Source organism: Terriglobia bacterium (genome assembly GCA_020073495.1).
In the GTDB taxonomy this organism is placed as follows: domain Bacteria; phylum Acidobacteriota; class Terriglobia; order Terriglobales; family Acidobacteriaceae; genus JAIQFD01.
Genome location: JAIQFD010000003.1, coordinates 326166 through 349752, shown reverse-complemented (window position 1 = coordinate 349752; position 23587 = coordinate 326166). Strand labels below are relative to the sequence as shown.

Here is a 23587-nt window from a genome sequence, read left to right as displayed (position 1 = left end):
TATCCAACCCAAAGGCTCACGATCGGGCGTCGCACCCGTCAAACCTGTTACCATCTTGGACTTCCACCATGGGGGAAAGATTGTTCGGCCGCCGGCCCGCGCTGATTCTCCGAAAACTTGCGCTTCCTTTCGCCCTGCTGCTCGGGGCGTCGGCGTCCTTCGCCCAGCGTCCCGACCCGCTACCCGTTGATACCGGCGCCACGGGTCTTAAGCAAGTTCTCCGCCAGCTCCAGACAACCGCGCATCTCATGCACACCACCGCCCATCCCGACGACGAGGACGGCGGCATGCTCACTCTGGAAGCGCGCGGCCATGGCGTTGACACCCTCTTGCTCACTCTCGACCGCGGCGAAGGCGGCCAGAACAAGACCGGTAGCAATCTGTTCGACGAGCTGGGCGTGCTGCGCACCCTCGAGCTGCTCGAATCCGACCGCTACTACGGCGTCCAGCAGCGCTTCACCCGCCTGGCGGACTTCGGCTATTCCAAGAACGCCGAGGAGACTTTCCAGCAGTGGCACGGGCACGATATCGGCCTCGGCGACATGGTGCGCGTCATCCGCACCTTCCGTCCCGACGTCATTGTCAGCCGCTTCCAGGGCGCGAGCCGTGACGGACACGGCCAACACGAAGCCGCCGGCATTCTGAGCCGCGAAGCCTTCCGCGCCGCCGCCGATCCCAACCGCTTTCCCGAGCAGATCCGCGAAGGCCTCCAGCCCTGGCAGGCCAAGAAGCTCTACGTGGACAACGTCCGCCCCGGCGAGAACTACACCGTCAAGCTCGAGACCACCGTGGTCGATCCCCTGCTCGGCGCCTCCTACGCGCAGTTCGGCATGCAGGGGCTCAAGCACCAGCTCTCGCAGGGCGCCGGCGCGTGGAATCTTCCACCCGGCCCGCGCTTCAGCATGTACAAGCTGGTGGATTCGGTCATTCCCCCTGCGACGGACAAAGACGGCCACGAGCCCGACTTTTTCGCCGGTATCGACACCACGATCCCCGGCCTCGCTTCGCGCGTCCACGCCGATGCGATTCCGAATCTAAAGGCCACGCTGACCGAGATTCAGCACGATGTGGAGAAGGCGACCGCAGCCGCTGAGAAAAGCTCCTATGACGCCGCCGAGCCCCTCTTCCTCGGCCTCGAGCTCACGCGTCAGCTCATCGCCGAAGTAAGTGATTCGAAGGTCGGCGCCCTGAAGAAAGCCGATCTTCTCGAAGCCTTGCAAACTAAGAAGTCTCAGTTCGAACGCGCGATAGCTCTCGCGTTAGATTTGCAAGTGATTGCAGATCCCCGCATGGCTGCTAGCAGTCTTACTCCACAGGGCTTCGAGGTATTTGCTGCCGGGGACACACTCCCTCTTTTAGTGAGTGTTCCTACCGATGAAGGAAACGGCCTCAAAATCGATCGTATTCAGCCCGAGCTGCCCTCAACTTGGAAATGGGGGAAGGACGTGGATATTTTTGGAGACCCTTCCTCCTTCCGAGTATTGGAGGGAGTCACCTCATTCAACATCAAGATTCCGCCCGATGCTGCGCTCTCACGGCCCCACTTCCAGCGCCGCAATCCTGAAACCGACACCATCTACACGGTTTCAACCGATCCCACCGCACCGTTGTCCCCGGCTCCCGTCCGCGTTCGGGTGGATTACTCCTGGCACGGGCACCACGCGAGCTACCATGCCGTTGCAACTTCCCACCAAGCTGCCGGCCCATCGACGGTCGCCCAAAAACAGGTCGCTCTTGCAGTCGGCGCCCCGATATCAGTTCTCCTCACTCCTTCTGCATCACTCATACGAGCGGGTACTCCGAAAGGATTTAAGGTCGCGGTGAGTGCTACTTCTTACCGGTTCCCACCGTCTCCCGCTTTTATCCGCCTCCAACTACCTCCCGGCTGGCAGGTCACGCCGAAGTCGCAGCCGCTGGTGCTGAAGAATCGTCTCGATCAGGCAACTGCGACATTCACCGTTCGCCCCGACCGGCTGGCCGAGCAGCACTACACCATCCGCGCCATCGCCGAATCCGGCGGCAAGACTTACTCCGAAGGCTTCTCCATCGTCACCCGCGAAGACCTAGGCGTTTTCTACTACTACCAGCCCGCCATCCAGAAGATCAGCGCGGTGAACGTCAACATTCCCGAAGGCCTGAAGGTCGGCTACGTCATGGGCGCCGGCGACGACATCCCCACCGCGCTCCAGCAGCTCGGCCTCGATGTCCACCTCATCACCCCCGACGAACTCGCTCACGCCGACCTATCGCAGTTCGGCACCATCGTCCTCGGCATCCGCGCCTACGATACCCGTGACGACCTCAAGCAGAACCACCCGCGCCTTCTCGATTATGTGAAGAACGGTGGCACTCTCCTCGTGCAATACAACGCCGGCGTGCAGGACTTCAACTCCGGTAACTTCACGCCCTATCCCGCGCAACTCGGCCGCGACCGCGTCGCCGTGGAACAGGCGCCCGTGCAGGTCCTCGCTCCCACCGATCCCATCTTCCACTACCCCAACGAGATCACCGCCCGCGACTTCGACGGATGGGTCCAGGAGCGCGGCCTCTATTTCATGAGTTCCTGGGACAAACAGTACGAGCCGTTGCTGGCCTCCAGCGACCCCGGCGAGTCGCCGCTGCAAGGCGGTCTGCTCCGCGCCCGCTACGGTAAGGGGACGTACATCTACGCCGGTTACGCCTTCTTCCGCCAGCTTCCAGCGGGCATTCCCGGCGCCGTGCGCCTGTTTGTGAATTTGATCGCCTCCGGACACAACCAATCCGCCGCCCAATCGTCCAACCTAGGCGCCCGCCCATGACCCCTCCCGCCGCCGAACACGACACCTCCGCGCCCGAGTTGGTGCGGGGCATCGGTGTCGGCGGCGCCACCGTCCTCAACATGATCGACATGATCGGCGTTGGACCCTTCATCACGATCCCGCTCATCGTCAGCGCCGTCGGCGGACCGCAGGCCATGTTCGGCTGGATCGCAGGTGCGCTGCTCGCCATGTGCGACGGCCTGGTCTGGGCGGAACTCGGCGCCGCCATGCCCCGCTCCGGCGGCTCCTATCAATATCTTTCTCAGATCTACGGTCCGCGCGGCCTCGGACGCCTCCTCTCCTTTCTCTTTATCTGGCAACTGAGTTTCAGCGCCCCGCTCTCCATCGCCTCCGGATGCATCGGCCTGGCGCAGTACGCCACCTATCTTTTCCGGCCACTGGGTACCGTGATCTGGTCGCATGGGTTTTCTCTCCAGCTTCCCGTCCTCGGAAGCCTCCAGGCCGACGTGGTGTTCTCGCGCACGACGCTGGTCGCGATCGCCGCCTGCGCATTCGCGGCGTTTCTGCTTTATCGCCGCATCACCACCATCGGCGCCATCTCCAAGCTTCTGCTCGGAGGCGTGGTCGCGGCCATCGCGCTCGTGATCTGGACGGGCGCCACGCACTTCCGCTCCGCGCTGGCCTTCGATTTCCCCCCGGGCGCCTTCACCCTCGGCCGGGGATTCTTCCTCGGATACGGTTCCGCTCTGCTGGTCGCCACCTACGATTTCTGGGGCTACTACAACGTCTGTTTTATCGGCGACGAGCTGAAGGACCCGGCGCGCACCATGCCCCGCGCCGTCATCTACGCCATCCTCGGCGTCGCCGCCATCTACATCCTGATGAACGTCAGCATCCTGGGCGTGGTGCCCTGGCGCGAGCTGATTGAGACCTCGCATTCCGACGCCCGCTTCTACGTCGTCTCCTCCATGATGGAACGCGTGTACGGCCACGGCGCCGCCGTCGTCATCACCCTGCTGATCATGTGGACCGCCTTCGCCTCGGTCTTCTCCCTGATGCTCGGCTACTCGCGTGTACCCTACGCCGCTGCCCTCGACGGCAACTTCTTCCGCGCCTTCGCCCGCGTGCACCCCGTCAAGCGCATCCCGCACGTCGCCCTGGCCTGGCTGGCGGTCGCCGCGGCCGCTTTCTGTTTCCTGCGTCTCGCCGACGTGATCGCCGCCCTGGTCGTCATCCGCATCTCTCTTCAATTCCTGTTGCAGATCGTCGGCGTCGTGGTCCTCCGCGTTCTGCGCCCCGAGATGCCGCGCCCATTCCGCATGTGGCTGTACCCTGTGCCCGCCTTGCTTGCCACCGCGGGTTTTTTGTACGTACTCGTCTTCCGTCCTAGTTTTCAGAAGGAGTTGCGTTACGCCGCGCTAATCCTCGGCGCGGGCATCGTGCTGTATCTGTTGCGGGCCTGGCGAGGCCGCGAGTGGCCCTTTGCGCTCGCTCCCGCACCGGCCACGCACGCCTGAGACCTGACATGGCAGAGACCGGACAGATCCCGAACGTGCCCGTCACGGACCGATGGTCCGGATCGGCCGTGGCTCCCTTCAGCGAGCCGCTCTTCCGCGGCATCTGGGTGGCCGCCGTGATCTCCTACACCGGTACCTGGATGCAGAATGTCGGCTCTGCCTGGCTCATGACCACCATGACCATGTCTCCGCTGATGGTCGGACTCGTCCAGGCCGCCATGAGCCTGCCCGTCTTTCTCGTCGTGCTTCCCGCCGGCGTCCTCGCCGACATGGTCGACCGCCGCCGTCTTTTGCTGGTCACCCAGACCTGGATGATGCTGGTCGCTGCCGTTCTCGGCCTGCTCACCCTCCTGCACCTGGTCACGCCCTGGATTTTGATCCTCTTCACCCTGCTGCTCGGTTTCGGCGCCGTGATGAACGACCCCGCCTGGCAGGCCATCACCCCAGAGATCGTTTCAAGCCAGAATTACGCCTCCGCCGTCGCGCTCAATTCCGCGGGCTTCAACGTCGCGCGCGCCGTCGGCCCGGCTCTGGGCGGCGCCATCGTGGCCGCCGCCGGCTCCGGTTCCGCCTTCCTGTTGAACGCCGCCTCCTTCCTCGGCGTGATCTTCGTCCTCCACGAGTGGCGGCGCGTCCCCCACGAGAATCCTTTCCCCGCCACCCGCTTCGCCGAGGCCATGGTCGTGGGCATCCGCTACGCCCACAAGTCTCTGGCGGTTCGCGCCGTCCTGTTGCGCACCGGCGTCTTCAGCTTCTCCGCCAGCGCGGTCCTGGCGCTGCTGCCCATCATCGCCAGTCCCTACGGATCGGTCGGCTATGGCCTGCTGCTGGGATGTTTTGGATTGGGGGCCATCGCCGGTGCGACCATCCTGCCTGCGCTCCGCAGGAGGCTCTCCCCGGACGCGCAGGTGGCCCTCGCCACCCTGGCATTCGCATTGGTCACCTTCCTGCTCTCCACCTGGCACATGTTCTGGCTGCTGGCCGCCGCGCTCTTCGCCGGCGGCGTTGCCTGGATCCAGATCCTGGCCACCCTCAATATGGCCGCTCAGACCTGCTCGCCCGCCTGGGTGCGGGCGCGTTCCATTTCCCTGTATCTCTTGATGCTGCAAGGAGGCATGGCCTCCGGCAGCGCCGCCTGGGGCGCGATCGCCAACCGCTTCGGCATCGCACGAGCGCTTGAGATCGCCGCCGCAGGGCTGCTGCTCGGCATCGTCATCGTGCGCTCTTACCGGCTGCAAGCCGGAGCTTCGGTCGCCGACATCATCAGCACTCAAATCAAAGCTTGATCAGGAGGAAGCCGTGAAACTCGCTCGCATCAATGTTCTGGTCCTGCTGCTGTTCAGCGTCTTCGCCGCAGCGCAAGACAAGCCGAAGACGGAGGCTCCCAAAGAGCCGCCGTCCGTCACCACCATCCTCGACCGTTCTTTCTCCAACCTGGAACGTGAATTCGTCCCCGCCGTCGAAGCCATGCCCGACGGCAGGTTCACCTTCGCCCCGACAAACGGCGAGTTCAAGGGTGTCCGTACCTTCCGCGACCAGGCCATGCACGTCGCCGCCACCAACTATCTGGTCTCCGCCGCCATCCTCGGAGAGAAGCCTCCCGTGGACCTCGGCAAGGGCGAGAACGGCCCCGACAACATCACCTCCAAGCCCGACGTGGTGAAGTTCGTGAAGGAATCGTGCGCCTATACCCACAAGGCCCTGGCGACCGTAAACGACAAGAACATCAATGGCTGGATCAAGAACCCGTTTGGCGATGGCCAGGCAACGCGCCTCGGCATGGCAATGGTCGTTACCTGGCACTCCTTCGACCACTACGGCCAGATGGTCGAATACCTGCGCATGAACGGTATCATTCCCCCGGCCAGCCGTCCCCAGAAGTGATCGCGCGCAAGAAAAGAGGCTCGGGGTTCGCCCAGAGCCTCTTTTATTTTGGTGTCATCCTGAGCGAGGCGCGCCCGATCTTGGCGCGCCGAGTCGAAGGATCCCTACTCTGTCGATTCACATCATCCCGAACAGGCGCGCAGCGCGAGTCGAGTCCTTGCCCTGAGCGAAGTCGAAGGGGAACGTGCGCTTTACCCCTTCTTCTTCCGCTCGCACGCCGCCACAACCTTCGACGGGTCCACGGCCTCGTTATCCACCTGCTCTTCGATGATCTTCCCGCTCTTGTCGATCAGGAAGGTCGCTCGCCGCGCCGTATCCATCTTTGTGCCCTGGATCTCCAGCGTCTTTAGCAGTCCGTACTTGCGGGTGACTTCGCCGCCCCAGTCTCCCAGCAGCGGGAACGTGACTCCGTTCATCTGCGCGAAGTAAAAGTTCGAGAAGGGGCTGTCCATGCTCACACCCAGCACCTGGGTGTCGGCGGCCTCCAGTTTCGCCAGGTTCTCCTGGAAGGCCTTCATCTCCTTGGTTCAACCGCCCGTGAAGGCGAACACGTAGAACGCGAGTGCTACGTTCTTCTTGCCGCGATAGTCGCTGAGCGACACCTTCTTCAGTTCCTTGCCGTCAAAGGCAAGCAGCGTGAAATCGGGCGCCGTGTCCCCGATCTTAAGACCCAGCGGCGGACTGTCCTTCTTGTCCGGATTCCCCCACGACCGGGCCACACCCGCCGACAAGACCAGCAGGCATGCCACCGTTACAGCCAGCACAGCTTTGCGCATAGATTTCCCTCACACCCAAACAGACACGAAAGCCTAGCTGGAAGTTACATCCCGGTCAATTCCCGCTTTGCACCGTGCACTATGCACGGTGCACTCAGTACTCTGCACCCTTCTTGCCCCAACGCTTGCGCCAGAGTACATTGTGGATTCCTCGGAACTGCGTTCAGGGGCCCAGACGCCAGTGCCAAAACGACACTTCAGCACTCGTGCCGCTACCGCACCAGGCCGGAACGCGGACAAATACCGGCGTATCCTGGACGCTGCCATCGAAGTCATCGCCCAACACGGCTACGCCAGTTCCCGCGTCACCGACATCGCCTCCCGCGCGCGTGTCGCCGACGGCACCATCTACCTCTACTTCCACAACAAAGAAGAGCTCCTCATGGAGGCCATCAACACCTCCTTCGCGGGCTTCCTCACCCGCGCCCGCGCCGACCTTCACCATCTCCACGACCCTCGCGAGCGCCTGCGCCGCATGGCTTTCCTGCATCTCTCCATGCTGGGCGGCAACCGGAATCTGGCCATCGTCTTCCAGACCGAGCTCCGCCACAGCGCCAAGTTCCTGGCCCAGTTCTCGACCAAGCACTTGATCGATTATTTCCAGCTTATCCGCCACGAGATCCGTGAAGGCCAGCGTCTCGGCCTCTTCCGCCCCGATCTCTCCGACAAGGTTGCCGCCAACTGCTTTTTCGGCGCCCTCGACGAGATGGTCACCTCCTGGGTGCTCAGCGAGCACGATTACCCCCTCGGCGGCGCCGCCGATGCTGTCGTGGACGTTATCCTCAAGGGATTGGAGAACCAGGCCAGTGGCAGTTAGCACCCTCAACGACGTCTTTTACGCCGGCATCGACCGCGACCATGACCGCGTCATGATGTTCAAGCAGACGGTCAAGTGGATCCCCATCTCTTCGCGCGAGCTCTACCGCGACGTCGTCGGCACCGCCAAGTCGCTCGCCCGCTGGGACGTGCACAAGGGCGATCGCGTCGCCATCCTCAGCGAGAACCGCCCCGAGTGGGCCGTCGCCGACTACGCCACGTTGTTGCTCGGTGCCGTTGTCGTCCCCATCTATCCCACGCTCACCGCCGAGCAGACCGCGCACATCCTCCGCGATTCCGGCGCCCGCATCATCTTCGTCTCCACCATCGAGCAGATGAAGAAAGTCGAGGCCATCAAAGACCAGACCCGCCTCGAGCAGATCGTGGTCATGGACTACGTCGGCGTCCCCAACGCCGTCCCCATGCATCGCCTCATGGTCAATCAGACCACCCAGCGCGACCCCGATTTCGACGCCCGCGCGAAAGAGATCAAGCCCGACGATCTGGCCACCATCATCTTTACCTCGGGCACCACCGGCATGCCCAAGGGCGCCATGCTGACTCACGGCAATCTTGCTGCCAACCTCAGCGTTTCCATGGCCAGGTCCAACCTCACCCCGCAAGACGTCTCCATCTCTTTCCTCCCGCTCTCCCACGTCACCGCGCGCCACCTCGATTACGTGCTCTTTTACTACGGTGTCACGCTGGCCTACTGCCCCGATTTCAACCAGCTCACGCGATTTCTTCTCGAAGTGAAGCCCACCATGTTCGTCGCCGTCCCGCGCGTCTACGAGAAGATCGCGCACCGCGTGCGCCAGGAGACCGCCAGCGGCCTCAAGCGCGCCATCTACGAATGGGCGTTGAAGGTCGGCCGCGCCCATCGCGATCAGGTGCTGGCCGGGAAGATTCCGTCTTCGTCAGCGTGGAAGCTGGCCAACGCTCTCGTCTATTCGAAGATCAGGAGAGGCATGGGCGGACGCGTGACCTCGTTCATCTCCGGCGGCGCTCCTCTCGGTTTCGATCTCGCCGACTGGTACGCCTGCATGGGCATCCGCATCCTCGAAGGCTACGGCCTCACCGAGACTTCACCCGTCATCGCCATCAACACCCCCGACGAATGCAAGATCGGCACCGTCGGCAAGCCGCTGCCCAACGTACAAATCAGGATCGCGGACGACGGCGAGATCCTGGTCAAAGGCCCCTCTATCTTCCCCGGCTACTGGAACATGCCGGACGAGACCAAGAACGCTTTCGTGGACGGCTGGTTCAAGACCGGCGACATCGGCATTCTCGACCAGGACGGCTTCCTCGCCATCACCGACCGCAAGAGGGACCTGCTCAAGACCTCGGGCGGCAAGTTCATCGCCCCTCAGCCCATCGAGGTCGCCCTCAAGATGAACCCCATGGTCGGGCACGCCGTCGTCATCGGCGACCGCCGCAAATTCGCCTCGGTCGTCATCTCGCCCAACTTCTTAATGCTCGAGGACTGGGCCCAGGCCGCCGGCATCGATTACAAGTCCCGCGAGGGACTCATCGCCGATCCGCGCACCCGCAAGATGTACGACGACGCTCTCGCGGTCCTCAACGCCAAGCTTGCCCAGTTTGAGACCATCAAGAAGGTCCTGCTCGTTCCCGACGACTTCACCGTCCAGACCGGCGAGCTCACCGCCTCCATGAAAATCAAGCGCCGCGTCATCGAGGAAAAATATAGGTCGCAGATCGACGCCCTCTACTCCACCGAACCCGAAGCCCTTTCCTCCGAAACCGTCACCGTGGTGTGACCAAACTTGGTCTGAGTCCGAGACGAAGAATGTGTCAGGGCACGGCTTTAGCCGTGCCGTTCGAGAGCCTTTCTAATTTGTCATCCTGAGGGAGTCCTGTAGGGACGACCGAAGGATTCCACAACAGCTTGCGCTACAACCATCGGTCCAGTAGCGGGACGTAAATCCCGCCGCCTCACGCCAGGTCGAACTTCAGCTCGCCTAGCTTTTCCACGCTGCACGCGATCTTGTCGCCCGCCTTCAGCCACACCCGCTTCTCCGGCGGATACCCTTGGATCACTCCCTGCGGCGTCCCGGTGAAAATGATGTCCCCGGGCTTCATCGTGATGCGCCCCGAGATGTAGCTGATGATCTGCTTGCAGTTGAAGATCATGTCGTTGGTGTTCCACGATTGCCGCGTCTCGCCGTTCACCCGGCATTCCAGCTTCAGGTTGTTCGGATCGGGGATCTGGTCCGCAGTTACCAGGTACGGGCCCAGCGGCGCGAACTGGTCGGGCGTCTTGCCGATCATCCATTGCCCGCCGGTCTCCAGTTGCAGGTCGCGCGCCGTGAAGTCGTTGCCGCTCGCGTATCCCGCAACGTACGACAGCGCATCTTCCTCACTGACGTCTTTCGCCACCTTGCCCATCACCAGCTCGATCTCGTAGTCGAACTTGGTGGCGACCTTGGTGGGCAGCTTCAGCGGCTGGTTGTGCGCGCTCAGCGCATTGTTGTACTTGCTGAACAGTACCGGCACTTTGCCCGGCTTCAGGCCGACCTCCTGCGCGTGCCGCTTGTAGTTGAGCCCGACGCAGACGATTTTGTCCGGACGCGTCACCGCCGGCCCGTACTCGATGCTCTCCTCTTTGACGAACGCCTTCTGCGCTGCCTTCGACTTCTGGGCCGCGGTCACCAGCGCGTTCAGCGCCGGTCCGTCCTCGTTTGCCAGCAGCTCGTCCACGGTAGAGGGCGCGCGCATGTGCAGCAGCTTGGCGGCTTCAAGGACATCGAGGATCCCCTGCTCCAGCTTCACGCCCAGCCGATACTCGCCGTTGCGCCGCATGGTCAGCAGCGTCAGGCCCTTGGCGTATCCCTTTGCCGACGTCCCGGATGGCCTGGATTCCGCGATCGCCGCGGGCATCGCGCCCGTGACCGCGACCGCGCCGAGCGCGCCTGCGGTCTTGAGGAAATTCCGACGGTTCTGCTTCATTCTCGTCGCTCCATATGTCTGGATTAGGACCGTGGATAAGGGCAGGGATTATAGCCGGAAACAGTCGTCAGCTATCAGTCATCGATCGTCGGCATCGGATTGCGGCAACTTCGGCGATCCCGGCGGTGCCGGCGATGTCGGCGATCCCGGCGATTCTTCTTCCTTTGTGTCCTTCGTGTTTACCTTCGTGCCCTTTGTGGTGAGGTTTTTTCAATTTCTAAATTACCCGATTCCACGATTACTCAATCCCCACAACTTTGCTCCTTCTTTCGACCAGGATCGTATCTCTCCACTGGCCGCCGCTTTGGCCGATCCTCTCCCTGTGCCCGACCTGGCGGAAACCCGCGGCCTCGCACAGCCGCAGGCTGGGGACGTTTTCCGTGAATATGCTGCCTTGCAGCGTCCAGATCCCGTGGCGCTCGGATAGCTCGATCGCCGCGCTCATCAGCGCCGACCCGACGCGCTTGCCGCGCGCCCAGCTCGCCACGTACACGCTCATCTCCGCCACGCCCGCGTACGCGGATCGAAGGGAGACGCGGCTCAGCGCGACCCAGCCCGCGATGGTTTGCCCTTGCCGCGCGACCAGCCGCGCGAATGGCAGATGCGTGCGGTCGAATTCGTCCCACGTCGGCGCCAGCGTCTCGAACGTGGCATTGCCGGTCGCGATCCCTTCCAGGTAGATTGCGGACACGTCGGGCCAATCGCTGGGAGCCATCGCGTCGATGTTCAGCCGTGTTGTTTGCTGCGGTGAGGACATTCGCCTCAATGATACGTCGAACGAAGATTTCCGCAATCGTCAGACGTTCGGGGACGCCGCTTTCGCCAGCAACGGCCGACAGCCGTTTCGCATCAGCTCGGAGGCCCTCGCGGCCTCGACCGGCTTGGAGAAAAGATATCCCTGCACCAGGTCGCAACCCATTCCCTTCAACTGCTCGAACTGCGCCTCCGTCTCCACGCCTTCCGCCACCACCTTCAGCCCGATCCCATGGGCCAGCATGATGATGATGCGCACGATCTCGCGGCTCTGCGCGTCGCTCTCCAGGCTCATGATGAAGCTGCGATCGATCTTCAATTTGTCCACGGGCAGGCGCTGCAAGCGCCCCAGCGACGAGTATCCGGTGCCGAAGTCGTCGATGCTCAGCAGCACGCCGGTGGCCTTCAGCTCCCCGATCACCTGCCCGCCGTGCTCCGGGTTGCCCATCGCGACCGTCTCCAGGATCTCCAGTTCCAGGCAGCGCGGGTCCAGGCCGGTCTGCTGCAGGATCGACGCGATCTCCGCTGCCAGGTTGGGATGCGCGAACTGCTTCGGCGTGAGATTCACGCTGACGGTCAGCGGCGGCTCCGACGGGAACTCCGCCTGCCACGCCTGCAACTGCTGGCACGCTTCGTGGATCAGAGCGCGGTTGATGGGCAGGATCAGCCCCGTCTCGTCGGCCAGCCCGATGAACTCGGCCGGCATCGCGATGCGGTCCGCGCGCTGCCAGCGCGACAGCGCCTCGAACCCCGTGATCCGCCCGTCTGAGGCGGACACGATCGCCTGGTAATGCACCCGCATTTCTCCCCGCTCGATCGCCTTGCGCAGGTCGGTCTCCAGCTCCAGCCGCTTGACCGCGGTGGCATGCATGGCGGCGTCAAAGACCTCGCAGCGCGCCTTGCCTGCGCGCTTGGCGCGGTGCATCGCGATCTCGGCATCGCGCAGCAAGTCCTGCGCTCCGCTGAGCTGGCTCGTGCTCAGCGCGATCCCGATGCTCGCCGACACCACGATCTCCTGCCCGTTGACCACGAACGGCGCGGCCAGCTTCTCCTGGATCCTCTCCGCCACGCGAATGGCGTCGCTGGGATCGCGGATGTCGTCCAGCAGCACCGAGAACTCGTCGCCCGGAAGCTTGGCCAGGGTGTCGTCGGTCGGCTGGTACTCGCCGGTCACGCCGGGGCGCGCGACCGTGTCGAAGCCACGCAGCGACGCCGTCAACCGGCGGCCCATTTGCACCAGCAGCTCATCGCCGGCTTCGTGTCCCAGACTCTCGTTGATGACTTTGAACTCGTCGATGTCGACGAACAGGACGGCGAACTTGCGGTCGGCGTGGCGGCGGAACAGCGTGAACAGGCGCTGCAGGCGGTCGAGGAACAGCGCGCGGTTGGGCAGATTGGTGAGGCCGTCGTGCAGCGCGCTGTGCGCCAGCATCTCCTCGGCGCGCTTGCGCTCGGTGATGTCGCGGTTGACGATCACCAGCTTCTCCACCTCGCCGTCGGCGTTGCGGATGGCATTGACCGTGGACTCCACGATCCGCAGCGTGCCGTTCTTGTGATGGATGCGGTACTCCAGTCGCTGGCCTTGCCCGCTGGTGCGCGCCATCGCCGTCGCCTCCAGCACGCGCTCGCGATCGTCTGGGTGGATCTGCTCGATGGAGGACGCCGCAAGGTCCTCCGCGCGGAAACCCAGGACCTTCTCGAACGAGGGACTGTTGTACAGCGTTCGTCCATCGCGATCGGCCAGCGCGATCATGTCGGCGGCGTTCTCGCTGATCAGCCGGAAGAGCTGGCTCTGCTCGAACAACTTCCGGCGCGTGCGGTAGAGCTGGAGGTGCTGGTATCCGGTGTAGATGTCGAACAGCAGGACGAGCGCGGTCAGGCCGCGCATCCAGTCTCTCAGCCCGGACCAGTAGACGGTGTCGCGCACCACGTGCAGCCACGGCACGGTGAACGACACGATCCCCAGCGTCAGCACCAGCGTGACCAGGACGGCGAAGGCCCAAAGCCACCACTCGCGGCCTTCGATCTTGCGCAGCTTGATCGCCGCCGCTTCCGATTGGCGCTGGAGTTGGTCGGATTCTTGTGGATCTGTCGAAAGTGCCACAGTCGTGAGCGCCATTCTAGGCCAGAAACCCTAGAATTCAGCCATAGGAAAGTGGACGCTGGTTACGGTGGTTGTAGACCGAGATTGCGGTGCCCGATCTTACGCGTTGGCCACGTACTCGTACGCTTCCGTGGCCACGCCGACGCCGAAGGTCCCATCGCGGTAGGGCTCGACGCGGACCACTTTGCCCTTGTAGCGGACTTGGGTGCCAGTCGGCGGCAAAGCCAGCACGAACTCGATCTCCGATGCCTGGCTCAGATCCGTGCTGGTGTAGAAGAACACGCCTTTCGTGCTGACATCTTTGGTGATCGTGTCTTCGCCGTCCGGGAGATGCGGCGACGGACACACGCGCATCAGCAGCGTCAACGGCAAGCGCTGCGTCCTGCGGCGTTCCACCGGAATGTCTTGCGTCTTGATTTGTGCGCGCCTGGGAAACCTTTGCCGAACATTTAGCCACAGGACGGACGCGGGAGCAATTACCGTTTTTGGTGCAAATTTCGACTTCCATGCTCCACGGAGGACGCGGGGAAGATTTGCACTCGCAAATCCCCAATCACAAATTCAAAATTTCTTTACTTCTGCACTCTACCTTCTTCGTTCTTCGATCTTTGTTCCCCCGATCCCAGCGATCGCCCGCGGCCGCTGAGGTGAACATCCTGATGCGCATTACCGATGTAACTTGCCGAACGAACGTTCGCGAGATAGAAATTGCGGGACACATCATTGTGGGGTGATGTTGCCGGAGGTACGTCATGGCAACCGCCCTGCAACCTGCACAAGTCACGCAAAATCTTCCCACGCTCGAAACCGAGCACCTGAAACTGCGCAAGATCACCATCGGCGACGTCGGGGCCATCCACGAGTACGCGTCGGATCCCGAAGTGACCAGCCGCACCACCTGGGACGCGCATCGCTCGATCGACGACACTCGCCAGTACGTCAACACGCTGCTCCAGCGTCAGGACCTCGGGCTCGCAGCAGCCTGGGCGATCACGGAGAAAGGCGGCGATGGACGCCTGATCGGCGAGTGCGGCTTCCGCTCCATCTCCCCGGAGAACGGCCGCGCGGAGATCGTCTTCATCCTGAACCGCAAGTTCTGGGGCAAGGGATACATGAGCGAGGCGACACACGCGGTGCTGAAGTGCGCCTACGGTCCCATGGGCCTGAACCGGGTCGAGGCGCTGGTGGACGGCGAAGACCTTGCTACCATGCGCGTGCTCAAGCGCAACGAGATGCGGCTCGAGGGCACCATGCGCCAGGCGGTCCGCGTCCGCGGCGCCTACCGCGACGCCAAACTCTTCGCCGGCCTGCGCTCCGAGTTTCACTGAGCTAGCGACCTTTCACCACGGATGCCTCAAACGAGTCAGAGGCACTTCTTTCGCCAATCTCTGCGCGGCGGATGCGCTTCTTCAAAATCTCGTGCCAGGGAAACTGGCGGATGACGTTCTCCCAGTAAGGCTCACTGTGGACCTGGCGAAGGTTCGAGCCGGCGATCTGGAGAGCGTAGAGCAGCGTGTTCGCCTTCTTGAGGTCGATGCGGTCGTCCATGACGCCGCGAATGATCTGCATGAGGGCGAACTGGAGCGCGTTTCCGTCCTCGAGGAAAGGGATGTATTTGGCGTGGCGATCGTGGGCGCGGAAATGGAAGTAGCAGAGGTTCTTTCCCTTGAGGGAAGGGGAGCCACAACGAACGCCATTCAATTTGATGTGCTCGCACTGAGGAATATTGGGGGAGATGGGCATTAGGAAACCTCGTTTCGAGTTTCTGGTTAAGAAAGATCCTTCGCGCTGCGCGCTCAGGATTTCGGCTGCGGGCTCAGACGCCCGCAAAGCGCCTCAAGTTTCTAGTTCCTAGACAGAATCGATATTCGGGATATCGGTGCTTCTAAGTTGTTGTGGGCCGGGAACTTACATCTGAGTGCCCCTCCCCCGGTCCGGGCGGTGATGCAGGGGAAGAAGTTAGGGGGATATTTGGGGCAAAATCTTGCGAATCAAAGATTTAACCGGCGAGGGCACAGAGCAAACCCAAAGAAATTCACCACTACCACGGATCGACGCGGATGGGCGCGGATCCGATAGGTCCTTCGCTGCGCTCAGGATTTCGCCAGCGGGCTCCCGCTCGGCGACGCCTCGCTCACGCCCGCTAAGCGGCTCAAATTGTCAAAGAGCGGCGGGAAAAGGAACGGGCCGCCCGTGAGGGCGGCCCGTGGGATACACCTTGTCCTACTTTTAGTATGGCAGATGGGGTACCCTGAATCCGACAATTTCCACAAATTTATATTTGGCGGGGAATGAGTAGGTTAGGCCCGATTTGTGACGTGTGGGGGTCTTGACAGGTGACGTATGCGAAAAGACACTGCGATAGGAGAACAAAAAGCGAAACAATGCTAAGATTCTGAGGAGCATTCATGAGCGGGCGATCCAAAATCGAATGGACTGACGCCACGTGGAATCCTGTCCGGGGTTGCACCAAGATCAGTCCGGGTTGCAAGCACTGCTACGCAGAGACATTCGCAGAGCGTTTCAGGGGTGTACCCGGTCATCCTTATGAATTTGGATTTGACTTGCGACTGATACCTGCCAAGTTGTCCGATCCGCTCCACTGGTCGACGCCGCGCATGGTTTTCGTTAACTCCATGAGTGATTTGTTTCAGAGCGGCGTCCCCGATAGTTACATTGTTGCGGTCGCCCGAGTCATGGCCGCTGCAAACTGGCATACGTACCAGGTCCTCACGAAGCGGTCGGGACGGATGAGGCAGCTATTGAACTCTAAGCTTGGCTTCGTAGCCCGCATGCCGCACATATGGTGGGGCGTGAGTGCTGAGGATCGCAGACATGGCTACCCCAGAATCGACGATCTTCGTGCGAGTGCTGCTGCGGTCCGATTTGTCTCAATCGAGCCACTTTTGGAGGACATGCCGGACGTAAATCTGACGGAGTTAGATTGGGTGATCGTCGGCGGAGAAAGTGGCCCAGGCGCGCGACCTATGTGCCCTGAATGGGTGCAATCGATTCTGAAAAGGTGCACCGCTGCTGAAATTCCTTTCTTCTTCAAACAGTGGGGTGGCGTGCGAAAAGGAAAGACTGGTCGAGTCCTTAATGGCATTACGTACGATCGCATGCCACCGATTGAACGCGCTCCGATGCCTGGTCAGGAAACGCGGCGGAGAATTTTGGACGCACTGAGCAAAGAGACGCACGTTGGGATTAGCGATGGTGTAGCGGCAGATTGATGGAAAGGGAGAACAAGAAGGCCGACAAGGCAACCAAGCAGAGCCTCCCTTTGTTTCCATTTCTGCCGACCATCGAAGTTCGCGCTGAGGTGCTCGTCCCGCAGATTCGCAACCCAATCTGGACCGAGAATAAGGCGAAGCTAATCGAGCGGTATCTATACTACTTTGTGCTCGTTACGAAACACGGTACATACATCGACGGCTTTGCTGGCCCGCAGGAGCCCACGCATCCGGAAACATGGGCGGCGAAGCTGGTGGTGGAGAGCGAACCTAAGTGGTTTCGACACTTCCATTTTTTTGACGAGGATCCAAAGCAGATGGAGCGATTGCGCGATCTCAGGAAAAGAATTGGTGCCGCTGATGATGCAGCTGGAATTGGACGCGAGATTCGCGTATATGAAGGCGATTTTAATGAACAAGTGCTGCCTGTTCTGAAAGGCGACTGCATACGCCAAAAGGAAGCTACATTTTGTTTGTTGGACCAGCGGACTTTTGAATGCCATTGGGCAACGGTCAAACGCTTGGCAGAATATAAGCAAGCCCCAAACAACAAGATAGAACTCTTCTACTTCTTGGGCGTGGGGTGGCTAAAGAGAGCAATCTCGGGCGTGAAACACGAGTCCATTTTGCAGCAGTGGTGGGGCCGATCAGATTGGTCGAAGTTGTCAGTCATGACAGAAGACGAGATTCGCGACGAATTCGTCAGTCGGTTTCGAAATGAACTTGGTTACAGATATGCGCACCCGTGGCCGATTTTCGAGCGTCGTGCGGGGCAAGGGCGCTTAATGTACTACATGGTTCATGCGACGGACCACCCAGCGGCCCCCCTGCTAATGGCCAGAGCGTACGCGCGCGCGGTTACAAGGAGAGAATCGGTCGAGCAGTTGAAATTGGAGTTGGCAACCGTGATCTCTCCGTGAGCGACGAGAACCGGTTGGGAGGTGGACTTATGGGCGAGAACGGAAAGCTCTACCAGGACCCGTTGTATGGCGCCAAAATCCTAACACCGCTTGCCGTAGCAATCATCGATACTCCTGAGTTCCAACGCCTCGCTGGGTTGCGGCAGTTAGGCTTCTCTGATCTCGTTTACCGCGGAGCCGTCCACACCAGACTACAGCACTCCATAGGAACGTACTTTGTCTGTCGCACAATTCTGCGGAGAATTGTGCAAAACCACGAGCGATTGGATCTCAAGCATCCCGGGGGGTTCGTCTCACAGAAGCTTCGGCTCGTTCCGAAGAATTCTGATCTGGAAGAAAACATCACCACGTACCAGTCGTGCTGGAGGGGAGTGACCGAGGTTGTCAGTGCCGCAGCGCTAATCCACGATCTGAGCCACGTTCCGTTCGGTCATACTCTGGAAGACGAGTTCACGGGAATTTACCTACGTCACGATGATTTAGCGAATGCACGCCTTTACGCAATGTTGTTTAACGAATCGAGTAGTTTGGCGCGGGTCTTTTCTGATGATGCGCAAGAGCACTGGTTGCCAAAGATAAGGAATGAGGACTTGCGCCGGCTGATCTACGTCATTCTGAGTTGGAAGGAACGAATAGAGCCGCCATGCGGTTTTGACGAACTGCTTGAGAACTCGCTCCAAAGGGAGACAGACGCTTCGAAGAAAGCACGCCTACAAGAGCTACAAGAGTGGTACACGACGTTCGACGCAGAACGGCTATTTCATCCTTTCATGAGCGATGCGGTAGGTAACACCATTTGTGCTGACCTGCTCGATTATCTTCCGCGTGACCGACAGCATTTGGGGATGGAGCCTCGTTTTCATACGAGACTGCAGCGGTACCTGACGGTAAGAACCGGGACGCTGTACCCAAATGAGGGCTTGCGCGTGAGCACGATGGTTACGCGCAAAGGGCGTGGCGGGCAGAGACGCGACGTGGCCACAGCGGTGCTCGATATCATGCGAGAACGCTACGAAATGTCTGAGCGCGTTTACTATCACCACAAAAAGGCGGCCGCCAGTGCGATGCTTGCGAAACTCGTCGAGCTCGCCGGCGATAACAAGCCGCGCGACGATGAACTTATCTATCCAGCTCCGTGGCAAACGGGCCGTCGGTCATCTGGCATTCCCCACACCGTCCACCTATCCGACGCTGAATTCATTGATTACTTGGGCACCGTGGCGGTCGGCAGCGGAGAAAAAACGAAGCTGCGGGAGATGTTATACGCGGGGTTACGCTATAGGCGCGACAGCATCTATCGAACACTGCTGGTCGTGGATAGCGATTTGGCACAGGCTAGCCAACATTCCATCAGCTTTTTTGCTACAGAGCTCCGAGGACCAAAAGATAAACCCGATAACAGCGGGAGAGGCGCTCTCGAGAGGAAGCTGGCAGCAGCAGCCGGGGCGTCCCAAGGTGAAGTAATTGTCTATTGCCCTTCGCCGGGCATGCAATCGAAACTGGTTGATGCTCGGTTGGAGATTAGTGAGAACAGAGTACTGCCACTCCGAGTCCAGCGGGAGTCATTCGCTTATAAGGCCGATGTTGACGTGCTCCAGCAGTACTACGACGAATTGTGGAGAGCTTACATTTTTGTGAGCCCGAGTCTATTTGCAAATCGTGATAAGTGCAGAGCTGTCGTGGATGCGTTCTGTGCACATTACGGAATTCACACTGCACTAGCGTATCGGAAGGTTCGGAGGTATGACTTCAGTCAGGTTGACCGAGTCGCAGCAGCAGCAACTTGGGTTTTCAGCGCGGTTGAGAGTTTTCTTCGGAACTTACCAATTCAAGATGTGCCTCCTGCCGTCACGGCAACCTTCCTCGCGGAAGCAAAGTCAGACAATGTATTGCAGGCAGGTGGGAGCAGCGGCGACGACGCGTCTGCGCGACTGACTGCGCTTTTCCACCTAGCGACCCTGTCGGAGGTGATCGCGAACAATTCTGGCACGACTCGACTGAAGAAAGCGCAAGTGATTGAGATTGATAAGTACCGTGCATCTCTACGAATGGGATCAAAGCCGATGCAAGCGGCTGCACGAGAAGGCAGTTCCAGGTTTGCTGACTTCCGTGATTCCCTTTTAGCAGCGGTACTGGGCGGCTCCAGCGTCAGCGAGTAGGTTATGGCAACGCGCTCTGAGGTGTTTTTCTTAGAATTATTTGGAGCTGCCACTCTTTACGGTGCTGCGGAGATTGCTGCGCAAAAGCAGCGGGCAGGATTACTTGAAGAGTACGAACAAGTTCCCGTCGATGTGTTCCGCTTAGCAGCGCAAAAGGGTTTAGCTGTTAAAGAGAATTTGGAGGGTGCAGGATGTCAGGAGGGCTTGCTGGTCCCGGTCGATGGGGGTTATCGGGTGCGGTTGAGAAGAGCATCTACTGACACTCGGAAGCGGTTTTCATTGGCTCACGAGCTTGGCCATACTCTCTTTTATGAAGACGCTGGTTCCGGCCCGCGGCACGTGATTGGCATTCTGAGCAAGCAAGAACACAATGCTGAGGAAAAAATCTGCGATATGTTCGCTCAGTGCTTGCTGATGCCGAAGCGCCCGCTGAAATTGGCATTAGAGAGGATTCCTGCCAATGCGCCGGGAGAGCTGCTGAACCTACTGGAAGGAACGTCACGGACCTTTCGGGTTAGTATGCCCGCGTTGCTCGCGCGACTTCAGCGCGTTGTGTTGCCCAGCTCACCATACATGGTTGTCTGCTCGAGCGTTCGACCGAACGCGAGCACTCGACAAGATCCTATGTTGCGAGTCGAGTCCTGTGTGACCTTGGGTTCATGGAGAAATCGGTTCGTCTGGTGGAACCGATCCGTTGTGGGTGCACGTATTACTGGCGCCCTCCGCACCTACGACGCGTGGACTCAAGGGCAAGAACGTGGTCGTTTCGGACTGAGTGACAGTGGATCTCTTGAGCGAAACCCGCGCAGACTGCTGGAGCAAGCGGAAGAGGTCGAGATGTCGGAGTACAAGGCAGGAAAATGGGCCCGCCGCATACAGCCCTGCACATCGGTGAGTTCTTTATACACGTGGCAGTCAGACGAATGCACCAAAGCTTACGTTGTTACTGCGATTGCACCGAGGGATTAATCAGTCCGAATCCACAGAAAGCTTGGTATCCATTCGGAGTTCTAGGTGATTAGAATATGTCCATGGACTCCTTCATCATTGCGGGGAAGGCGTTCCGGTCGCGGCTGATTGTTGGGACCGGGAAATACAAGAGTGGGCAAGAAACGGCGCGGGCCATCGAGGCCAGCGGGGCGGAGATGGTGACGGTGGCGGTGCGGCGGGTGAACCTGGACCGCAGCAAGGAATCGCTGCTGGACTTCATCGATCCCAAGCGCTACTTCCTGCTGCCCAACACGGCGGGCTGCTACACGGCCGACGAGGCCATCCGCACGGCGCGGCTGGGGCGCGAGGTGGGGCTGTCGGACTGGGTGAAGATGGAGGTGATCGGCGACCAGGCGACGCTGTATCCCGACGTGACGGCCACGGTGGAGGCGACGCGGGTGCTGGTGAAAGAGGGATTCACGGTGCTGCCCTACACTTCGGACGACATCGTGGTGGCCAAGCGGCTGATCGATGCCGGGGCCAGCGCGGTGATGCCGCTGGGAGCGCCCATCGGCAGCGGCATGGGCATCCAGAACCGTGCCCACCTGCAGATCCTGCGGGAGCTGATCTCGGGCGTGCCGCTGATCGTGGACGCCGGGGTGGGCACCGCGTCCGATGCGGCCATCGCCCTGGAGCTGGGATACGACGGGGTGCTGATGAATACCGGCATTGCCGGGGCGGCGGACCCGGTCCTGATGGCCGAGGCGATGAAGAATGCGGTCCTGGCCGGGCGGCAGGCGTACTTGGCCGGACGCATGCCGAAAAAACTCTACGCCACCGCCAGCTCGCCGCTGGAGGGAGTAGTTCGCTGATCCCACCCTCTGCTTCGCAGAAGGGTGGGGCACCCGCTGGTAGCTAGGGGCCGCCAGCTACTAACTACTAGCTACAAGCTACTTCTTGGCGGCGACCGGGGGCGCGGGTTGCTGCGGCGGGTTGGGGTAGGTGTAGATGACCTCGCCGGGGCGGGCATATCGGAGCTGCTCACGGGCCTCCTTTTCGATGGTGGCCGGGTCGGTCTTCAGCGCCTTGATGCGCTCGCCGAGAGCGTCATTTTCCTTCTGAATTTTTTCGATGTCCTTTTCCAGCGCGCGGTATTCCGCCTTCTTTTTCTGGTAAGCGAGGAATCCGTTCGGTCCGAAAACGACGTGCAGACTGAGCAGCAAGGCAAGCGCGGCGACGGCGGCGGTGGCGAGCTTGCGGCGCGCGCGGTAGAACCAGTCGGCGATGCGTCGGATGAGGCCCAAGGTTCTCTTCTGCCCGCCCGAGGGCGAGCGGGCTACAACTTCGTTAAGAAAAGATCCAGTCCCTGGCGACGGGCGCGAGCTTGTCGAGGTCCGCGGCCGAGCGCACTTCGGAATAGACGCGAACCACGGGTTCGGTGCCGGACAAGCGATAACAGACCCAGGATCCGTCGTCGAGCACGAGCTTCAAACCGTCGGTGCGGACGATCTCGGAGACCTTGCGTCCGGCAAAGTCGAGCGGTTCCGTCTTCAATTTAGTAGTGAACTTCTCTTTGACCTCAGGGGTCAAGCGGAAGTTCTCGCGGCGAGGGTAAAAGGAACCAACTTTGACAAATAATTCGCGCAATTGGTCGGAAATTTGCTTGCCGCGTCGCGCGACCATCTCGCAGCAGAGCAGTCCGGCGAGGACGCCGTCTTTCTCCGGGACATGATGGCGGATGCTGAGGCCCGCGCTTTCTTCGCCGCCGATGGCGATCTTGTCCTGCTTGATGAGCTCGCCAATGTACTTGAAGCCGACGGGAGTCTCGTAGAGCTGAACCTTGTGGTGGGCGGCGAGGGCGTTGATCATATTGGTGGTGGAGACGGATTTGGCGACGCCGTTGCGCCAGCCGCGGGTCTCGACCAGGTAATCGAAAAGAAGAGCGATGACGTAGTTGGGCTGGATGAAAGTGCCGTCGGCGTCGACGATGCCGAAGCGGTCGGCGTCGCCGTCGGTGGCCATGCCGACGCGCGCGCCGGTCTCCTTCATTTTGGCGCGAAGGTCGTTGAGGAGCTCGCCGTCTGGCTCGGGAGCGTGTCCGCCGAAGAGGACGTCGCGACGATCGTGGACGACGGCGAGGTCGATGCCGGCGTCGCGGAGAAGAGTGTCGGGATAGCCGCGCGCGGCGCCGAAGAAGGAGTCGAAGGCGATCTTCAGACCGGATTTCTTGATCAGATCGAGGTCGATGATCTCGCGCAGACGAGCCAGATAAGGCGGGCGAACGTCGATCTCTTCTTTATTCACTCCGGGCACGGGACTGGAGGGCGCGGCGAGGGCCGGGTCGGCGTCAAGCTCAGCGATGGCGGCCTCGATCTTCTTTGTGTACTCAGGGAGAGCTGGCGCGCCGTCGGGAGTCGAGAACTTGATGCCGTTGTACTCCGGCGGATTATGCGAGGCGGTGAAGTTGATGGCGCCGTCGGCCTGGGCGCGGATCACTTCGTAGGCAATGGCGGGAGTGGGAGCGGGCTCGGTGATGACCAGCGGCGTGACACCGCGGGCGGCGAGGATCTGCGCGGCCATGGAGACAAAGGTCTCGCCGAGGAAGCGCGGGTCGCGTCCGACGACCACGCGGGCGCCCGCGGGCTTCACGGAGACGACGTAGCGGGCGATGCCGCTCACGGCGCGGCGGACATTGGCGAAGGTGAAATCTTCCGCCATGACGGCGCGCCAGCCGGAAGTGCCGAATCTTATTTGAGTCAGCATGAT

21 protein-coding genes are annotated in these 23587 nt (G+C 61.0%); 12 read left to right on the top strand and 9 right to left on the bottom strand.

Features of this window, described 5'->3' with window-relative positions:
- Window positions 1-68 precede the first annotated feature (68 nt).
- From LAN37_08935 to LAN37_08920, 4 genes are read left to right on the top strand one after another with little or no spacing between them, the layout of a single operon-like run.
- Complete coding sequence (locus LAN37_08935; protein ID MBZ5647332.1) at window positions 69-2798, top strand: PIG-L family deacetylase; 2730 nt, start codon at window positions 69-71, stop codon at window positions 2796-2798.
- Window positions 2795-4276: an APC family permease gene (locus LAN37_08930; GenBank protein ID MBZ5647331.1), complete on the top strand. Its 1482-nt coding sequence runs from the start codon at window positions 2795-2797 to the stop codon at window positions 4274-4276. The genes LAN37_08935 and LAN37_08930 overlap by 4 nt, the downstream gene beginning before the upstream one ends.
- An 8-nt stretch (window positions 4277-4284) precedes the next feature.
- The gene (locus tag LAN37_08925; protein MBZ5647330.1) at window positions 4285-5562 is read left to right on the top strand and encodes an MFS transporter; all 1278 of its coding nucleotides are present in this window, start codon (window positions 4285-4287) and stop codon (window positions 5560-5562) included.
- A gap of 13 nt (window positions 5563-5575) precedes the next feature.
- Window positions 5576-6160: a DinB family protein gene (locus LAN37_08920; protein MBZ5647329.1), complete on the top strand. Its 585-nt coding sequence runs from the start codon at window positions 5576-5578 to the stop codon at window positions 6158-6160.
- Between the two features lie 191 nt (window positions 6161-6351).
- On the opposite strand, the gene LAN37_08915 is transcribed toward LAN37_08920, so the two are convergent.
- Both LAN37_08915 and LAN37_08910 read right to left on the bottom strand, forming a co-directional pair.
- Window positions 6352-6678: a redoxin domain-containing protein gene (locus tag LAN37_08915; GenBank protein ID MBZ5647328.1), complete on the bottom strand. Its 327-nt coding sequence runs from the start codon at window positions 6676-6678 to the stop codon at window positions 6352-6354.
- Between the two features lie 9 nt (window positions 6679-6687).
- Window positions 6688-6936, bottom strand: coding sequence for a redoxin domain-containing protein (locus LAN37_08910; GenBank protein MBZ5647327.1), 249 nt, complete (start codon window positions 6934-6936; stop codon window positions 6688-6690).
- Window positions 6937-7117: 181 nt separating this feature from the next.
- Here LAN37_08910 and LAN37_08905 point away from each other — a divergent pair, with 181 nt between their 5' ends.
- Together LAN37_08905 and LAN37_08900 are read left to right on the top strand one after the other, a co-directional pair.
- Complete coding sequence (locus tag LAN37_08905; protein MBZ5647326.1) at window positions 7118-7753, top strand: TetR family transcriptional regulator; 636 nt, start codon at window positions 7118-7120, stop codon at window positions 7751-7753.
- Window positions 7698-9533: a long-chain fatty acid--CoA ligase gene (locus tag LAN37_08900; protein MBZ5647325.1), complete on the top strand. Its 1836-nt coding sequence runs from the start codon at window positions 7698-7700 to the stop codon at window positions 9531-9533. Before LAN37_08905 ends, LAN37_08900 begins: the two co-directional genes overlap by 56 nt.
- A 175-nt stretch (window positions 9534-9708) precedes the next feature.
- On the opposite strand, the gene LAN37_08895 is transcribed toward LAN37_08900, so the two are convergent.
- From LAN37_08895 to LAN37_08880, 4 genes are all read right to left on the bottom strand, one after another.
- Complete coding sequence (locus LAN37_08895) at window positions 9709-10722, bottom strand: fumarylacetoacetate hydrolase family protein (protein MBZ5647324.1); 1014 nt, start codon at window positions 10720-10722, stop codon at window positions 9709-9711.
- Between the two features lie 238 nt (window positions 10723-10960).
- Window positions 10961-11479, bottom strand: a complete 519-nt coding sequence (locus LAN37_08890) for a GNAT family N-acetyltransferase (GenBank protein ID MBZ5647323.1) — start codon at window positions 11477-11479, stop codon at window positions 10961-10963.
- 39 nt (window positions 11480-11518) lie between these two features.
- Entirely contained in the window at window positions 11519-13579 is a 2061-nt protein-coding gene (locus tag LAN37_08885) for an EAL domain-containing protein (protein ID MBZ5647322.1), read from the bottom strand.
- A gap of 99 nt (window positions 13580-13678) precedes the next feature.
- Window positions 13679-13975, bottom strand: a complete 297-nt coding sequence (locus LAN37_08880) for a PilZ domain-containing protein (protein MBZ5647321.1) — start codon at window positions 13973-13975, stop codon at window positions 13679-13681.
- A 356-nt stretch (window positions 13976-14331) separates the two neighbouring features.
- On the opposite strand from LAN37_08880, the gene LAN37_08875 reads away from it, so the two are divergent.
- Window positions 14332-14907, top strand: coding sequence for a GNAT family N-acetyltransferase (locus tag LAN37_08875; GenBank protein ID MBZ5647320.1), 576 nt, complete (start codon window positions 14332-14334; stop codon window positions 14905-14907).
- A gap of 1 nt (window position 14908) precedes the next feature.
- Here the strand turns inward: LAN37_08875 and LAN37_08870 are convergent, their stop codons facing one another.
- The gene (locus LAN37_08870) at window positions 14909-15322 is read right to left on the bottom strand and encodes a hypothetical protein (protein ID MBZ5647319.1); all 414 of its coding nucleotides are present in this window, start codon (window positions 15320-15322) and stop codon (window positions 14909-14911) included.
- Between the two features lie 665 nt (window positions 15323-15987).
- Between LAN37_08870 and LAN37_08865 the strand changes: the two genes are divergently transcribed.
- From LAN37_08865 to LAN37_08845, 5 genes are read left to right on the top strand one after another with little or no spacing between them, the layout of a single operon-like run.
- Window positions 15988-16812 carry a phage Gp37/Gp68 family protein gene (locus LAN37_08865; protein ID MBZ5647318.1) on the top strand — a complete coding sequence of 275 codons (825 nt, stop codon included), beginning with the start codon at window positions 15988-15990 and terminating at the stop codon, window positions 16810-16812.
- Window positions 16812-17732 carry a three-Cys-motif partner protein TcmP gene (gene tcmP / locus LAN37_08860; protein MBZ5647317.1) on the top strand — a complete coding sequence of 307 codons (921 nt, stop codon included), beginning with the start codon at window positions 16812-16814 and terminating at the stop codon, window positions 17730-17732. The genes LAN37_08865 and tcmP overlap by 1 nt, the downstream gene beginning before the upstream one ends.
- A gap of 29 nt (window positions 17733-17761) precedes the next feature.
- The gene (locus LAN37_08855) at window positions 17762-19891 is read left to right on the top strand and encodes a hypothetical protein (GenBank protein MBZ5647316.1); all 2130 of its coding nucleotides are present in this window, start codon (window positions 17762-17764) and stop codon (window positions 19889-19891) included.
- A gap of 3 nt (window positions 19892-19894) precedes the next feature.
- Window positions 19895-20860: an ImmA/IrrE family metallo-endopeptidase gene (locus LAN37_08850; GenBank protein MBZ5647315.1), complete on the top strand. Its 966-nt coding sequence runs from the start codon at window positions 19895-19897 to the stop codon at window positions 20858-20860.
- A 56-nt stretch (window positions 20861-20916) separates the two neighbouring features.
- Window positions 20917-21693 carry a thiazole synthase gene (locus LAN37_08845; protein MBZ5647314.1) on the top strand — a complete coding sequence of 259 codons (777 nt, stop codon included), beginning with the start codon at window positions 20917-20919 and terminating at the stop codon, window positions 21691-21693.
- A 78-nt stretch (window positions 21694-21771) separates the two neighbouring features.
- Here the strand turns inward: LAN37_08845 and LAN37_08840 are convergent, their stop codons facing one another.
- Both LAN37_08840 and LAN37_08835 read right to left on the bottom strand, forming a co-directional pair.
- Window positions 21772-22125: a septum formation initiator family protein gene (locus LAN37_08840; protein MBZ5647313.1), complete on the bottom strand. Its 354-nt coding sequence runs from the start codon at window positions 22123-22125 to the stop codon at window positions 21772-21774.
- A gap of 43 nt (window positions 22126-22168) precedes the next feature.
- Window positions 22169-23584, bottom strand: coding sequence for a phosphoglucomutase/phosphomannomutase family protein (locus LAN37_08835; protein MBZ5647312.1), 1416 nt, complete (start codon window positions 23582-23584; stop codon window positions 22169-22171).
- Between the last annotated feature and the right edge of the window lie 3 nt (window positions 23585-23587).

Bases quoted from the DNA above. Each gene is read 5' to 3' on its own strand.
- LAN37_08915 (MBZ5647328.1), bottom strand. From the start codon at position 6,678: ATGAAGGCCTTCCAGGAGAACCTGGCGAAACTGGAGGCCGCCGACACC.
- LAN37_08875 (MBZ5647320.1), top strand. From the start codon at position 14,332: ATGGCAACCGCCCTGCAACCTGCACAAGTCACGCAAAATCTTCCCACG.
- LAN37_08870 (MBZ5647319.1), bottom strand. From the start codon at position 15,322: ATGCCCATCTCCCCCAATATTCCTCAGTGCGAGCACATCAAATTGAAT.
- LAN37_08890 (MBZ5647323.1), bottom strand. From the start codon at position 11,479: ATGTCCTCACCGCAGCAAACAACACGGCTGAACATCGACGCGATGGCT.
- LAN37_08865 (MBZ5647318.1), top strand. From the start codon at position 15,988: ATGAGCGGGCGATCCAAAATCGAATGGACTGACGCCACGTGGAATCCT.
- LAN37_08855 (MBZ5647316.1), top strand. From the start codon at position 17,762: ATGGGCGAGAACGGAAAGCTCTACCAGGACCCGTTGTATGGCGCCAAA.
- LAN37_08835 (MBZ5647312.1), bottom strand. From the start codon at position 23,584: ATGCTGACTCAAATAAGATTCGGCACTTCCGGCTGGCGCGCCGTCATG.
- LAN37_08895 (MBZ5647324.1), bottom strand. From the start codon at position 10,722: ATGAAGCAGAACCGTCGGAATTTCCTCAAGACCGCAGGCGCGCTCGGC.
- LAN37_08900 (MBZ5647325.1), top strand. From the start codon at position 7,698: ATGCTGTCGTGGACGTTATCCTCAAGGGATTGGAGAACCAGGCCAGTG.
- LAN37_08930 (MBZ5647331.1), top strand. From the start codon at position 2,795: ATGACCCCTCCCGCCGCCGAACACGACACCTCCGCGCCCGAGTTGGTG.
- tcmP (MBZ5647317.1), top strand. From the start codon at position 16,812: ATGGAAAGGGAGAACAAGAAGGCCGACAAGGCAACCAAGCAGAGCCTC.
- LAN37_08935 (MBZ5647332.1), top strand. From the start codon at position 69: ATGGGGGAAAGATTGTTCGGCCGCCGGCCCGCGCTGATTCTCCGAAAA.
- LAN37_08845 (MBZ5647314.1), top strand. From the start codon at position 20,917: ATGTCCATGGACTCCTTCATCATTGCGGGGAAGGCGTTCCGGTCGCGG.
- LAN37_08925 (MBZ5647330.1), top strand. From the start codon at position 4,285: ATGGCAGAGACCGGACAGATCCCGAACGTGCCCGTCACGGACCGATGG.
- LAN37_08850 (MBZ5647315.1), top strand. From the start codon at position 19,895: ATGGCAACGCGCTCTGAGGTGTTTTTCTTAGAATTATTTGGAGCTGCC.
- LAN37_08910 (MBZ5647327.1), bottom strand. From the start codon at position 6,936: ATGCGCAAAGCTGTGCTGGCTGTAACGGTGGCATGCCTGCTGGTCTTG.